Origin of the sequence: Nocardioides sp. 1609 (assembly GCF_004522105.1) — a bacterium.
In the GTDB taxonomy this organism is placed as follows: domain Bacteria; phylum Actinomycetota; class Actinomycetes; order Propionibacteriales; family Nocardioidaceae; genus Nocardioides.
Map to the genome: position 1 here is coordinate 79486 of NZ_SPUJ01000008.1, position 12982 is coordinate 92467.

General features: G+C 73.6%; 13 protein-coding genes. All 13 read right to left on the bottom strand.

The window, feature by feature from the left end:
• Nucleotides 1-564: an elongation factor P gene (gene efp / locus E4623_RS20135; RefSeq protein ID WP_134768366.1), complete on the bottom strand. Its 564-nt coding sequence runs from the start codon at nt 562-564 to the stop codon at nt 1-3.
• 103 nt (nt 565-667) lie between these two features.
• Nucleotides 668-1120 (bottom strand): type II 3-dehydroquinate dehydratase, encoded by a 453-nt coding sequence (locus E4623_RS20140; protein WP_134768367.1) that lies wholly within the window; start codon nt 1118-1120, stop codon nt 668-670.
• A complete protein-coding gene (gene aroB / locus E4623_RS20145) occupies nt 1117-2262 on the bottom strand; it encodes a 3-dehydroquinate synthase (protein ID WP_134768368.1) in 1146 nt (381 codons plus the stop codon). The genes E4623_RS20140 and aroB overlap by 4 nt, the downstream gene beginning before the upstream one ends.
• Complete coding sequence (locus E4623_RS20150) at nt 2259-2792, bottom strand: shikimate kinase (RefSeq protein ID WP_348537303.1); 534 nt, start codon at nt 2790-2792, stop codon at nt 2259-2261. Before E4623_RS20150 ends, aroB begins: the two co-directional genes overlap by 4 nt.
• Nucleotides 2789-3967, bottom strand: coding sequence for a chorismate synthase (gene aroC / locus E4623_RS20155; RefSeq protein ID WP_134768369.1), 1179 nt, complete (start codon nt 3965-3967; stop codon nt 2789-2791). The genes E4623_RS20150 and aroC overlap by 4 nt, the downstream gene beginning before the upstream one ends.
• Before the next feature lie 821 nt (nt 3968-4788).
• Nucleotides 4789-5520, bottom strand: a complete 732-nt coding sequence (locus tag E4623_RS20160; RefSeq protein ID WP_167736771.1) for an A24 family peptidase — start codon at nt 5518-5520, stop codon at nt 4789-4791.
• Entirely contained in the window at nt 5517-6395 is an 879-nt protein-coding gene (locus E4623_RS20170; RefSeq protein ID WP_134768370.1) for a shikimate dehydrogenase, read from the bottom strand. Before E4623_RS20170 ends, E4623_RS20160 begins: the two co-directional genes overlap by 4 nt.
• A gap of 16 nt (nt 6396-6411) precedes the next feature.
• Complete coding sequence (mltG, locus tag E4623_RS20175; RefSeq protein WP_134768371.1) at nt 6412-7611, bottom strand: endolytic transglycosylase MltG; 1200 nt, start codon at nt 7609-7611, stop codon at nt 6412-6414.
• Nucleotides 7604-8122 (bottom strand): Holliday junction resolvase RuvX, encoded by a 519-nt coding sequence (gene ruvX, locus E4623_RS20180; RefSeq protein WP_134768372.1) that lies wholly within the window; start codon nt 8120-8122, stop codon nt 7604-7606. The genes mltG and ruvX overlap by 8 nt, the downstream gene beginning before the upstream one ends.
• A 26-nt stretch (nt 8123-8148) precedes the next feature.
• A complete protein-coding gene (gene alaS / locus E4623_RS20185) occupies nt 8149-10836 on the bottom strand; it encodes an alanine--tRNA ligase (RefSeq protein ID WP_134768373.1) in 2688 nt (895 codons plus the stop codon).
• Nucleotides 10836-11153 (bottom strand): DUF6167 family protein, encoded by a 318-nt coding sequence (locus E4623_RS22825; protein ID WP_167736772.1) that lies wholly within the window; start codon nt 11151-11153, stop codon nt 10836-10838. The genes alaS and E4623_RS22825 overlap by 1 nt, the downstream gene beginning before the upstream one ends.
• Nucleotides 11153-11641 (bottom strand): hypothetical protein, encoded by a 489-nt coding sequence (locus tag E4623_RS20190; RefSeq protein ID WP_134768374.1) that lies wholly within the window; start codon nt 11639-11641, stop codon nt 11153-11155. The genes E4623_RS22825 and E4623_RS20190 overlap by 1 nt, the downstream gene beginning before the upstream one ends.
• An 11-nt stretch (nt 11642-11652) precedes the next feature.
• On the bottom strand, nt 11653-12981 hold the full coding sequence (locus tag E4623_RS20195) for a replication-associated recombination protein A (protein WP_134768489.1): 1329 nt from the start codon (nt 12979-12981) through the stop codon (nt 11653-11655).
• Nucleotide 12982 lies beyond the last annotated feature (1 nt).

Below are 12982 nucleotides of genomic sequence, written 5' to 3' on the forward strand. Positions count from 1 at the left end.
TCACGACTTGACGCGGCCCATGTAGGACGAGTCGCGGGTGTCGACCTTGACCTTCTCGCCCTGGTTGATGAACAGCGGGACCTGGATCTCGTGACCGGTCTCCAGGGTGGCCGGCTTGGTGCGGCCGGTGGCCGAGTCGCCGGCGAGGCCGGGCTCGGTGAAGGTGACGACGAGCTCGACCGAGGCCGGCAGCTCGATGAACAGCACGCGGCCCTCGTTGGTGGCCACGACGGCCTCCTGGTTCTCCAGGAGGAAGTTGGCGGAGCCCCCGACGATGGCCGGGTCGATCTCGAGCTGCTCGTAGGACGAGATGTCCATGAAGACGTAGGAGGAGCCGTCGTTGTAGAGGTACTGCATCGTGCGGCGGTCGACGGTCGCGGTCTCGACCTTCGTGCCGGCGTTGAACGTCTTGTCGACGGTCTTGTTGGACTCGACGTTCTTCAGCTTGGTGCGCACGAACGCGGGGCCCTTGCCCGGCTTGACGTGCTGGAACTCGACGACGGCCCAGAGCTGCCCGTCGATGTTGAGAACCATGCCGTTCTTCAGGTCGTTCGTGGTGGCCATGCGCAGACGACACCTTCACTGTTCGGGTACTGCCGGGAGTGGTCGGACAACAGCGCAGGAGTCTACTGGTCGCCGCGCGGCTGCCCCGATTCGGCGGTCTGCGTCAGTGGCCGGCGGCCAGCACGGCGAGGGCCGACCGATACCCCTCGACGCCCCTCCCCGCGATCACCTCGACGGCGTGCGGGGTCACCACCGAGGTGTGGCGGAACTCCTCCGGGCGCTGGAGCGGCTCCGAGATGTGGACCTCGACCAGCGGCGCGGTGAGCTGCGAGCAGGCGTCGAACAGGGCGTAGGAGTAGTGCGTCCACGCGGCCGCGTTGAGGACGACGGGCGTGGCCTCGTCGGCGGCGATGTTGAGCCAGTCGAGGAGCTCGCCCTCGTGGTTGGTCTGGCGGACCTCGACGTCGAGGCCGAGGTCGGCGCCCCAGCCGACACACAGGTCGGCCAGCTCGGCGTGCGTGGTGGTGCCGTAGATCTCGGGCTGGCGCCGGCCGAGCCGTCCGAGGTTGGGCCCGTTGAGCACGAGCACCCTCGGCCGGTCGGCGGGGACGCTCACGCCAGGGCCCCGTAGGCCGCGCGCAGGTGCTCCTCCGACGGGCCGGCCAGCACCCGCGGGCGGCCGACGTCGTCGAGGACGACGAACCGCAGCACCGAGCCACGCGCCTTCTTGTCGACGCGCATCGCCGCCATCAGGTCGTCGAACGGCGCGGCGGCGTACGTCGTGGGGAGGCCGACCCGCCCGAAGGCGGTGCGGTGCCGCTCGACGACGTCGGCGGACAGGTCGCCGGCGCGGTGCGCGAGCTCGGCGACGAAGACGCACCCGATCGCGACCGCCTCGCCGTGCCGGATGCCGTAGGACTCGAACCGCTCGATCGCGTGGGCGAGCGTGTGGCCGTAGTTGAGCGCCTCGCGGCCGGGGTGACCCCCGGAGGCCTCCGAGCCACCGGCCTCCTTGAGGTCGGCGACGACGACGTCGATCTTCACCGCGATCGCCCGCTCGACCAGCTCCCGCAGGACCGGGGACGACGCCACGAGGTCGTCGGGGTCGGTGGTCTCGACGAGGCGGAGGATCTCGGGGTCGGCGATGAAGCCGCACTTGACGACCTCGCCGAGGCCGGCGACCAGCTCCTCGCGCGGCAGGCTCTCGAGCAGCGACAGGTCGCACAGCACGCCCGACGGCTCGTGGAACGCGCCGACCAGGTTCTTGCCGGCGGCGGTGTTGATGCCGGTCTTGCCGCCCACCGCGGCGTCGACCATCGCGAGCAGGGTGGTGGGCACGTGCACGACGCGGACCCCGCGCAGCCAGGACGCCGCCACGAAGCCGCCGAGGTCGGTGGTCGCTCCCCCGCCGAGCGTCACGACGACGTCGGAGCGGGTGAAGCCCTCCTCGCCCAGCGCCTCCCAGCAGTCGTTGGCTACCTCGGCCGTCTTCGCCTCCTCGCCGTCGGGGACGACGAGGACGGTGACCTCACGCTCCTCCAGCGACTCGACGAGCGGCGTGGCCACCTCCTCGGCGAGGTCCTGCAGGGCCTCGGGGCAGATCACCGCGACGCGTTGGGCGTCGCCGACCAGGTCGCCGAGGCGGTCGGCGAGGTGGTGGCCGACCACGACGTCGTACGGCGCGGCGCCGCCGACGTGCAGGACGGTGTCGGGCGCGTGCTGGTCGGGCTGCTGGTCGGGCTGCTCGTGCTCGCTCATGGCGTGAGGGCTTCCTGGATGCGGCGGGCGACGTCGTCGGGCGACGTCTCGTCAGTGTCGACGACCACGGTGGCCACCGACTCGTAGATGGGGGCGCGCTCCTCGAGCGTCGCCTTGATCCGGGCCCGGACGTTGCCGAAGAGCAGCGGACGCCCGGCACCGAGGCCGACCCGCTTGACGGCCTCGGCGAGCCCGACGCGCAGGAAGACCACCCGGTGCCCGGCCAGCAGCTCGCGGGTCGTCTCGTCGAGCACCGCGCCGCCGCCGAGCGACAGGACGCCGGTGTGCGACGCCAACGCGGACGCGACGGCGTCCCGCTCGAGGGCGCGGAAGTGGGCCTCGCCCGACTCGACGAAGATGTCGGAGATGCTGCGTCCCTCGGCGGCCTCGACGTCGGTGTCGGTGTCACGTGCCGTGACGCCGTAGGCCTCGGCGAGGAGGGTCGCGACCGTCGTCTTGCCGGCGCCCATCGCCCCGACGAGGACGACGAGCGGACCGGACGGCCGGCCGCTCCCCGGCCCGTCGCTCACTTGTACCTCAGGGCGTCGAGGTAGCCCTGGCAGTTGCGGCGGGTCTCACCGACGGAGTCGCCGCCGAACTTCTCGATGACCGCGTCGGCCACCACGAGGGCGACCATCGCCTCGGCGACGATGCCGGCGGCCGGGACGGCGCAGACGTCGGAGCGCTGGTGGTGCGCTGCGGCCTCGGTGCCGGTGGCGACGTCGATCGTGCGCAGCGCCCGCGGGACGGTCGCGATCGGCTTCATCGCTGCACGGACCCGCAGCACCTCGCCCGTGGTCATCCCGCCCTCGGTGCCGCCGGAGCGCCCCGAGAGCCGGCGGATGCCGTCGTCGGTGGCGACGATCTCGTCGTGCGCCAGCGAGCCGGGGGTGGCGGCGAGCTCGAACCCGTCGCCGACCTCGACCCCCTTGATCGCCTGGATGCCCATCAGGGCGCCGGCGAGGCGCGAGTCGAGGCGGCGGTCCCAGTGCACGTGCGACCCCAGCCCGGGCGGCAGCCCGTGGACGAGCACCTCGACGACGCCGCCGAGCGTGTCGCCGTCCTTGTGGGCCTGGTCGACCCGCGCCACCATCGCCGCGGCCGCCTCGGGGTCGAGGCAGCGCACCGGGTCGGCGTCGAGCCGCTCGACGTCGTCGGGACCCGGCAGGACGCCGGCCGGGGCGCGCACGCCGCCGAGCTCGATGACGTGCGACACGACCCGCGCGCCGACGGCCTGCTCGAGGAAGTTCGACGCGACCCGGCCGAGCGCGACCCGCGCCGCGGTCTCGCGGGCGCTGGCCCGCTCGAGGATGGGCCGGGCCTCCTCGAAGTCGTACTTCTGCATCCCGGCCAGGTCGGCGTGACCCGGTCGCGGCCGGGTCAGCGGCGCGTTGCGTGCCTGCGCGGCGAGCACCTCGGCGTCGACCGGGTCGGCCGACATCACCGTCTCCCACTTGGGCCACTCGGTGTTGCCGATCGTGATCGCCACCGGCCCGCCCTGCGTGCGGCCGTGGCGGACGCCGCCGTTGATCGTCACCTCGTCCTGCTCGAACTTCATCCGGGCCCCGCGGCCGTAGCCGAGACGGCGTCGGGCCAACGAGTCGGCGATGTCGGTCGTCGTCACCTCGACGTGGGCCGGGAGCCCCTCGAGGATCGCGACCAGGGACGGGCCGTGGGACTCACCCGCGGTCAACCAGCGCAGCATGCGACCAGTCTCCCAGAGCCACCGACCCGGCCGTGCCGGCGGTGGCAGGGCTGGACCGCCGACGACTCCTGCCGGTCGAGGCGGATCCCGCGCTGGTCGAGCCGGCGAGCGCCAGCGCACACTCCCGCTGGTCGAGCCGGCGAGCGCCAGCGAGCCGAGTCGAGACCCACCAACCAGCCCAGCAGGGTCTCGACTCGCGGTGACTAGGTCCCCGCGGCTCGACCAGCGGAACCCTCCGCTGATCGATTCGGCGAGCGCCAGCGGACACCCCCGCTGGTCGAGCCGGCGAGCGCCAGCGAGCCGAGTCGAGACCCACCAACCAGCCCAGCAGGGTCTCGACTCGCGGTGACTCCGTCCCCGCGGCTCGACCACCGGAACCCTCCGCTGATCGATTCGGCGAGCGCCAGCGGACACCCCCGCTGGTCGAGCCGGCGAGCGCCAGCGAGCCGAGTCGAGACCCACCCCACCCCGCCAGGTCTCGACTCGCGGTGACTACGTCCCCGCGGCTCGACCAACGGCAACCGCTGGTCGAGCCGGCGAGCGCCAGCGAGCCGAGTCGAGGCCCACCACCCAGCCCACCAGGTCTCGACTCGCGGTGACTCCGTCCCCGCGGCTCGACCACCGGATCCCCCCGCTGGTCGAGCCGGTGAACGCCAGCGGACACCCCCGCTGGTCGAGCCGGCGAGCGCCAGCGAGCCGAGTCGAGACCCACCCAGCCCACCAGGTCTCGACTCGCGGTGACTTCGTCCCCGCGGCTCGACCAACGGAGGCGGCTCGGCCACCGGAGGCGGCGACCAACGGAGGGAGCCCGCGCACCGGGCCTAGACGAAGCCGACCAGCACCCGCTCCCCCACGAGGATCCCGATCAGTGCGCCGACGGCCATGAACGGGCCGAACGGGTACTGCGCCCTCAGGTACGACGCCCTCCTCCGCACCAGCGCGAGCAGCACGCCGGGGACGGCGAGCACGAGGAAGCCGGCGTACATGCCGACGACGAACTGCGGCCAGCCCAGGTAGCCGAGCACGAGGCCGAGCAGCGCGGCGAGCCGGACGTCGCCGAAGCCCATGCCGGCGGAGTGCACGAACCACAGCAGCCAGTAGAACGAGCGGCCGACCACCAGGGCGAGCAGGCCGCGGCCGAGGTCGCTCCACTCGGCGACGAGCCCGGCGTGGACGACGGCCAGCGCGACCATCACCGCGGTCGTGGGCAGCACGATCCGCGAGGGCAGCAGCCGGGTGCGCAGGTCGATGACGCTCAGGGCGACCACGACGGGCACCAGCGGCACCAGCCCGACCAGCAGCCACGACCACCCGACGGCCCAGCCCACGAGCCCGCCCGCGACCCCCGAGACGACCATCGCGGTCGGGGCGAACCAGCCGAGGCCGGCGAGCACGGCGTAGGGCTCCTTGGGTCCCTCGGCCCGCTCGTGCTCGCTGAGCTCGTCGTCGGGACGCGCGGCCGGCTCCGGCAGGGCGCGCACCAGCGCCGGCGTCGCGAAGCCCCCGAGGGCGGCGACCACGGCCGCCAGGATGACGGCCTGGACCTCCGTCATCCGGCGCTCGTGCGGGCCGCGAGCGCCGCCGCGCCGGCCAGCCGCATCACCGGCAGCGGCCCGGGCAACCCCGTGAACGCATAGACCTGCAGCGCCGCCTGGTGCACGAGCAGGTCGAGCCCGCTCACCAGCACCCGGCCGGCGGCGTGGGCGGCGTCGGCGAGCGGCGTCGGCCACGGGTCGTAGAGCACCTCGAAGACGACGGGGACGTCGCCCAGCCACCGGTCCACGAGGTCCGGCGCCTGGGCCGCGGCCGGCACCGTCGAGACCAGCACGTCGGCACCGGACGGCGCCTCGTCGAGACCGCCGACGCTCACCTGGGGACGCGAGGCGTGCGCCTCGATCGCCGCGACCGTGTCGGCGGCGCGCTCCGGCGACCGGGCGAGCAGCCGGACCTCGCGGGCGCCGAGGTCGCACAGCGCGAGCCCGACCGAGGACGCCGTCGCGCCCGCGCCAAGGACGACGGCCGCACCGACCGGGCCGTCGTAGCGCTCCCGGACGGCCGCGGCCGCGCCCGGCAGGTCGGTGTTGTCGAGGGTGGCCCCACCCGTCGCGTCGAGGACCACGGTGTTGGCGGCGTGGGCCAGGTCGACCCGCGCGGAGCGCGCCGCGACCAGGTCGAGCACCTCCCGCTTGAGCGGCATCGTCAGCGACAGGCCGCGCCACGTGCCGGCGCCGTCGGTGCCGTCGGGGCCGTCGGGGCCGTCGGGGCCGTCGGCGCCGGAGATCGAGCCGAGGAACGTCGCCAGCCCGCCCGAGGGCACCCGCACGGCGTCGTAGGTCCAGCCGTCGAGCCCGAGCGCGTCGTACGCCGCCCGGTGCAGCACCGGGGAGAGCGAGTGGGCGATCGGGTCCCCGAGGACGGCGCACCTCATCGCCTGGACCCGGCCCTCAGCACCGGTCCGACTGCGTGTCGCAGTACTCGTCGAGCTCGGCACGCAGCTGCAGGAAGTCGGCGTAGGTGACCGCGAACTTCGTCAGACCGGACTCGAGGTTCACCGTGACGTAGAAGAACCACGGGCCGTCCGCCGGACCCACCGCGGCGCGGAGCGCGTCCAGCGACGGCGTGGCGATCGGGCCCGGTGGCAGACCCGGCTGCTCGTAGGTGTTGTAGGGATTGTCGGCCACGGCCTCGATCTCGGCGTTCGTGCGCCGGGCGACCTTGTCGCCGTAGATGAAGTCGATCGTGGCGTCGAGCTCGAGCCGTCCGGCGGTCTCGCCGCCGGGGTTCTCGAGGCGGTTGTAGATGACGCGCGCGATCTTCGACTTGCCCTTCTCGTCGAGCAGGCTGCCCTCGGCCTGGATCAGGCTCGCGATCGTCATCAGGTCGTGCTCGGAGTAGCCGAGCCGCTCCGCCGCGGCGGGGAGGTCGACCTCCTCGGCCGCGCGCTGCTGGCCGGCGACCATCTCGGAGAGGATCGAGGTGGCGGTGCTGTCCTGGAAGACGAGGTAGCTGCCGGGGAACAGGTAGCCCTCGGCGTCGTCCTCGGCGCTCGCGGGCAGACCGATGGACGCCGGGTCGTCGAGCGCCTTCTCGAAGTCGGCGCGCGCGATGTCGGTGTCGCGCGCCAGGAGGTCGACGATCTCCTCGACCGTCTTGCCGGGGACGAAGGTGAACTGCTCACCGCGCGTGGTGCCGCCGACGATGAGGTCGAGGGCGCTGGCCGCGGACATCTCCTTCCTCAGCCGGTAGAGACCCTGCTGGATCGAGCCGGACCGGTCGTCGTCCTCGGCGGCGTCGACGAACGCCTCGGCCGAGGCGACGACGTCGAGGCTCTCCAGGTTCTGCGCCATCGCCGAGATCGAGTCGCCGGCCGAGACCTCGAAGGTCACCGCACCCGAGCCCGCGCCCTCGAAGTCGTCGGGCTCCGAGCTGAACGGGTTCGCGACGTCGATCGACCTGACGAGGAAGATCCCACCCACGACGAGCAGCGCCAGCACGATCAGCATCGGCAGGCAGCCCGAACGACGCCGGGCCCGCCGGCGTCCGCTGGACCGGCTGCCGGCCGCGGTGGCCCCCGCCGGGGGCGCGTGGTCCTCGTCGGAGGAGAACAGGGGGCTGCCGCCGTCTCCGTGGTCGTGCTCAGACATCCGTCTCCTCGGCCACTGGGTTCTGGAGCCCTCGATCCTGGGGCGGCGCGACCACCTCGCCCGGCGGGACGCCGGTGGTGCGCTCGCTGTCGAGGGCGTGCTGCAGGATCAGCACCGCGGCGGCCTGGTCGACCACCGCACGTCGCTTGCTCCCCTTGGTGCCACGGTCGCGCAGCATAGCCTCCGCCGACACGGTGGTCAGGCGTTCGTCGACGAGACGCACCGGCACCGGCGCGACCGACGCGGCGAGCCGGCCGGCGAACTCGCGGGTCTTCACCGCCGCCGGGCCCTCACCGCCCGACAGCGAACGGGGCAGGCCGACGACGACCTCGACGACGCCGGACGCGGTGTCCTCGGCGATGTCGGCGATGATCCGCCGCAGCCGGCGCAGGTCGCCCCGACCGCTCGGCACCGTCTCCACCGGGGTCGCGAGGAAGCCGGACGGGTCGCTGCGCGCGACCCCGATCCGGGCGTCGCCCGGGTCGATGCCGAGCCGGGTGCCCGGCCTCACACGTGTCCCATCCCGGCGGCCCGGCGTCAGACCGCGGCCGCGGCGACGGCGGCGGTGACGGCGGCGAGGGCGTCGTCGACGCGGGTGGCGTCGGTGCCGCCACCCTGGGCGACGTCGTCCTTGCCGCCGCCCCGGCCGCCGACGAACGGTCCGACCGTGCGCACGAGGTCGTTGGCGCTGAGCCCGCGCTCGCGGGCCGCCTCGGTGGTGGCCGCGACGACCGCGACCTTGCCGTCCTGGACGCCGACCACCACGACCACGCCCGGGCGGCCCTGCGGCAGCCGGCTGCGGACGTCGAGCGCGAGCGTGCGGACGTCGCCGCCGCCCGCGCCGTCGACCCGGTGGGCGACGACCGCGACGCCGTTCACGTCCTGGGCGCCGGAGGCGAGCTCGGCGCCGCCGGCCAGGAGCTGCTGGACGCGGGCCTTCTCGATCTCCTTCTCCGCGGTGCGGAGCCGCTCGACGAGGTCGCTGACCCGGCCGACGAGGTCGTCGGGCTGGGTCTTGAGCAGCCCGGTGAGCTGCCCGACGACGTCGCGCTCCCTGGCGAGGTAGGCGAAGCCCTCGACGCCGGTGAACGCCTCGATCCGGCGGTTGCCGGAGCCGACCGAGGCCTCGCCGGTGACGACGATCGTGCCGATCTGGGAGGAGTGCTCGACGTGGGTGCCGCCGCAGAGCTCGCGCGACCAGGGGCCGCCGATCTCCACGACGCGGACCTGGGTGGCGTCGTAGGTCTCGCCGAACAGGGCGACCGCGCCCCAGTCCTTGGCCTCGGGGAGCGTCATGTACTGCCAGCCGACGGGGAGGTCGGCGCGCAGCGCCCGGTTGGAGACCTCTTCGATCTCGCGGACCTGCTCGGGCTGGAGGCCGGTGGTCCAGCCGAAGTCCAGACGCAGGTAGCCGGGCCGGTTGTAGGAGCCCGACTGCAGGGCGCTCGGCCCGAGCACCTGCCGCAGCGCCGCGTGGACGACGTGCGTGCCGGAGTGCGCCTGCCGCGCGCCGGTGCGCCACTCGGGGTCGACCTGGGCGTGCAGCTGGGCGGTCGAGCCGGCGGCGTACTCGCCGTCGACGACGCGCACCTGGTGCACCACGAGCCCGCGCACGGGACGCTGCACGTCGAGCACCTCGAAGCGCCCACCGTCGAACTCGATGATGCCGGCGTCGGCCGCCTGGCCGCCGGACTCGGCGTAGAACGGCGTCCGGTCCAGCACGATCTCGCCGATCTCACCGTGGCCGAGGGACGCCGCGGGCGCACCGCCGCTGAGCAGGGCGAGCGGGTGCGACTCGGTGTCGAGGGTCTCGTAGGCGAGCCACTCGGTCGGGCCGTGCTCGTCGAGGATGGCGCGGTAGACCCCGGTGTCGGCGTGCTGGCCCTTCTTCGACCTGGCGTCGGCCTTGGCGCGATCACGCTGCTGGGCCATCAGGCCGCGGAAACCCGCCTCGTCGACGGTGAGCCCCGCCTCGGAGGCCATCTCCAGGGTGAGGTCGATCGGGAACCCGTAGGTGTCGTGCAGCGCGAAGGCCTGCGCCCCGTCGAGCTGGGTGCCGCCGGACTGCTTCACGCCGGTCGCGGCGAGGTCGAAGATGCTGGTGCCGGCTTGGAGGGTCTTGCGGAAGGTCTCCTCCTCGGCGTACGCGACGCGCGAGATCCGCTCCCAGTCGGTGACCAGGTCGGTGTAGGTCTCGGCCATCTTGTCGCGGCTGATCGGCATCAGCTCGGGCAGCGAGGGGTCCTCGTAGCCGAGCAGCCGCATCGAGCGGACGGCGCGGCGCAGCAGCCGGCGCAGCACGTAGCCGCGGGCCTCGTTGCCGGGGGTGACCCCGTCGCCGATGAGCATCATCGAGCTGCGCACGTGGTCGGCGACCACCCGGAGGCGGACGTCGTCCTCGTGACCCTGGGCGCCGCCGGCGCCGTAGGTCTTGCCGGTCAGCTCCATGGCCCGCTCGATCACGGGGAACATCACGTCGATCTCGTACATGTTCTCGACGCCCTGCGTCATGAACGCGACCCGCTCGAGGCCCATTCCGGTGTCGATGTTCTTGCGCGGCAGCGAGCCGGCGATGTCGAAGTCCTCCTTGGACCGGACCGCGCTGAGCTCGTCCTGCATGAAGACGAGGTTCCAGAACTCGAGGTAGCGGTCCTCGGCGGAGAAGTCGCCGTCGGGGCCGTACGCCGGCCCGCGGTCGATGAGGATCTCCGAGCACGGGCCGCCGGGGCCGGGCACGCCCATCGACCAGTAGTTCTCCTTCGGGCCGAGCCGCACGATGCGGTCGTCGGGCAGCCCGGTGACCTTCTTCCACAGCGCGACGGCCTCGTCGTCGCCGTCGAGGACCGAGGGGTACAGCCTGGACTCGGCGAAGCCGAACCCGCCGTCGGCCTCCGACGTCGTGATCAGGTCCCAGGCGAGCTCGATCGCCCGCTCCTTGAAGTAGTCGCCGAAGGAGAAGTTGCCGCACATCTCGAAGAACGTGCCGTGCCGGGTGGTCTTGCCGACGTCCTCGATGTCGGGGGTCCGCACGCACTTCTGCACGCTGGTGGCGCGGTCGTACGGCGGCGTCTCCTGACCCAGGAAGTAGGGCTTGAACGGCACCATGCCGGCGTTGACGAACAACAGGTTCGGGTCGTCGAGCAGCAGCGAGGCCGAGGGGACAGGGGTGTGCCCGGCGCGCTCGAAGTGCGCCACGAACCTCCGTCGGATCTCCGCGGTGTCCATCAGCTGCGTCCTACTTCCTGCTCGGTGGTGCTGTCCCCGCCAGTGATCTGGTCGGGCGTCGTGCTGGCGAGGTCGTCGGCCGGTGCGGCCAGCTCGCGGTGGTCGTGGAGCGCGAGCCCCATCCGCTCGCGCAACCCGGTCTCGGCGTCCGCCCTGCCCTGGGCGACCTCGTCGCGGAACATCCGGACGCCGACGACGGCGGCGCCGACCCGGTCGCGGAGACCGTCGACGGTGAGGATCTCGGCGGCCCGGCGCACGCGCACGACGGCGTAGGCACCGGCCCCGACCCCCGCCGCGAACCAGATCGATCGTCCCATCACGCGGCCTGCCGGCGGGCTCGACGCACGTCGGTCCGTCGCTGCTTGCGGGACCGCTTGACCTCGCGCTTCATCGCGTGCCGGATCCGGTGCCGGGACTCCGGCGCCAGCGCGCGGCGCAGGCCCGCGGCCAGCGCGGCCCCCTGGACGGCGCCCTCCCGCAGCACGAGGTCGGCGAAGAGCGGGCCGCCGACCACGGGGGCCGGGGCCCGGTCGGGCTCCGGCGGGTCCTCGCCGAGCCGGGTGATGACGTACTCGTGCTCGTCGCGGTCGGTCCGCTCGTGCTGGCGGGTCGGTGCGGACAGCCGGGCCTCGATCGCGTCGACCTGCGCCTGCAGCGCGACGGCGTCGGAGCGCGCGGCGAGCAGGGCCGCCGTCGTCCGGGCCCGGCTGCGGAGCAGCGCGACACCGAGGCCGGCGACCAGGAGCACCAGGACCAGCAGGGTCGCGACCACGGCCCAGCCGGGCACGCTCCACTCCTGGTCCATGAGGAGCAACCCTACCGGCCCCGGATCAGGCGCCGGACCCGCTCCCAGCGCTCCCGGATCGCGGTCTCGGCGCCGATCTCCTTGGGCTGGTAGTAGCGCGCCTCGGCGACGACGTCGGGGGCGTACTGCTGCTCGGCGATGCCGAAGGGCGCGTCGTGGCTGTAGGTGTACGACGTGCCGTGCCCGAGCTTCTTCGAGCCGGCGTAGTGGGCGTCGCGCAGGTGCGGCGGCACGGGCCCGACCTTGCCGGCGCGGACGTCGGCGGTCGAGGCGGCCAGCGCGAGGGTGACGGCGTTCGACTTGGGCGCCACGGCCAGCGCGATCACGGCGTGCGCGAGGTTGAAGCTCGCCTCCGGCATCCCGATCAGCTGCACGGCCTGCGCGGCGGCCACCGCGGTGGTCAGCGCGGTCGGGTCGGCGAGGCCGATGTCCTCGCTGGCCAGCACGACCAGGCGACGCGCGATGAACCGCGGGTCCTCGCCGGCCTCCATCATCCGGGCGAGGTAGTGCATCGCGGCGTCGGCGTCGGAGCCGCGGATCGACTTGATGAAGGCGCTGGTGACGTCGTAGTGCTGGTCGCCCTGCCGGTCGTAGCGGACCGCGGCCCGGTCGACCGCCGTCTCGGCGGTCTCGAGGTCGATCAGGGTGCTGCCGCGCGACGTCGCGGCCCCGGCCGCGGCCTCCAGGTAGGTCAGCGAGCGCCGGGCGTCACCGCCGGCGAGCCGCACCAGGTGGTCGAGCGCGGCGTCGTCGATCTCGAAGGCTCCCGCCAGGCCGCGCTCGTCGGCCAGGGCCGAGGCCATCACCGCCCGGACGTCGTCGTCGGTGAGCGACTCCAGGCGCAGCAGCAGGCTCCGCGAGAGCAGCGGGGAGATGACCGAGAAGAACGGGTTCTCCGTCGTCGCCGCGACCAGCGTCACCCACCGGTTCTCCACCCCGGGCAGCAGCGCGTCCTGCTGGGCCTTGCTGAAGCGGTGCACCTCGTCGACGAAGAGGACGGTCTCCTCTCCCCCGCGCACCAGGTCGGCGCGGGCGGCGTCGATCGCGGCCCGCACCTCCTTGACGCCCGCCGAGACGGCCGAGACCTCGACGAAGCGCCGACCGGTCTGGTTCGACAGGATCGAGGCGATCGTCGTCTTGCCGGTGCCGGGCGGTCCCCACAGCAGCAGCGACATCGACTGGTCGCCCTCGATGAGCTGGCGCAGCGGCGACCCGGGGGCGCGCAGCTGCTCCTGGCCGGCGAGCTCGTCGAGGGTGCGCGGACGCATCCGGACGGCGAGCGGTGCGTTCGCGTGCGCGGCGCTCGACAGCGACCCGCCGCCACCCCGGCCCGCCGTCACG

Excerpts from the sequence above, each read along its gene's own strand:
- efp (WP_134768366.1), bottom strand. The coding sequence starts at position 564 with ATGGCCACCACGAACGACCTGAAGAACGGCATGGTTCTCAACATCGAC.
- aroB (WP_134768368.1), bottom strand. The coding sequence starts at position 2,262 with ATGAGCGAGCACGAGCAGCCCGACCAGCAGCCCGACCAGCACGCGCCC.
- aroC (WP_134768369.1), bottom strand. The coding sequence starts at position 3,967 with ATGCTGCGCTGGTTGACCGCGGGTGAGTCCCACGGCCCGTCCCTGGTC.
- E4623_RS20160 (WP_167736771.1), bottom strand. The coding sequence starts at position 5,520 with ATGACGGAGGTCCAGGCCGTCATCCTGGCGGCCGTGGTCGCCGCCCTC.
- E4623_RS20170 (WP_134768370.1), bottom strand. The coding sequence starts at position 6,395 with ATGAGGTGCGCCGTCCTCGGGGACCCGATCGCCCACTCGCTCTCCCCG.
- mltG (WP_134768371.1), bottom strand. The coding sequence starts at position 7,611 with ATGTCTGAGCACGACCACGGAGACGGCGGCAGCCCCCTGTTCTCCTCC.
- alaS (WP_134768373.1), bottom strand. The coding sequence starts at position 10,836 with ATGGACACCGCGGAGATCCGACGGAGGTTCGTGGCGCACTTCGAGCGC.
- E4623_RS22825 (WP_167736772.1), bottom strand. The coding sequence starts at position 11,153 with ATGGGACGATCGATCTGGTTCGCGGCGGGGGTCGGGGCCGGTGCCTAC.
- E4623_RS20190 (WP_134768374.1), bottom strand. The coding sequence starts at position 11,641 with ATGGACCAGGAGTGGAGCGTGCCCGGCTGGGCCGTGGTCGCGACCCTG.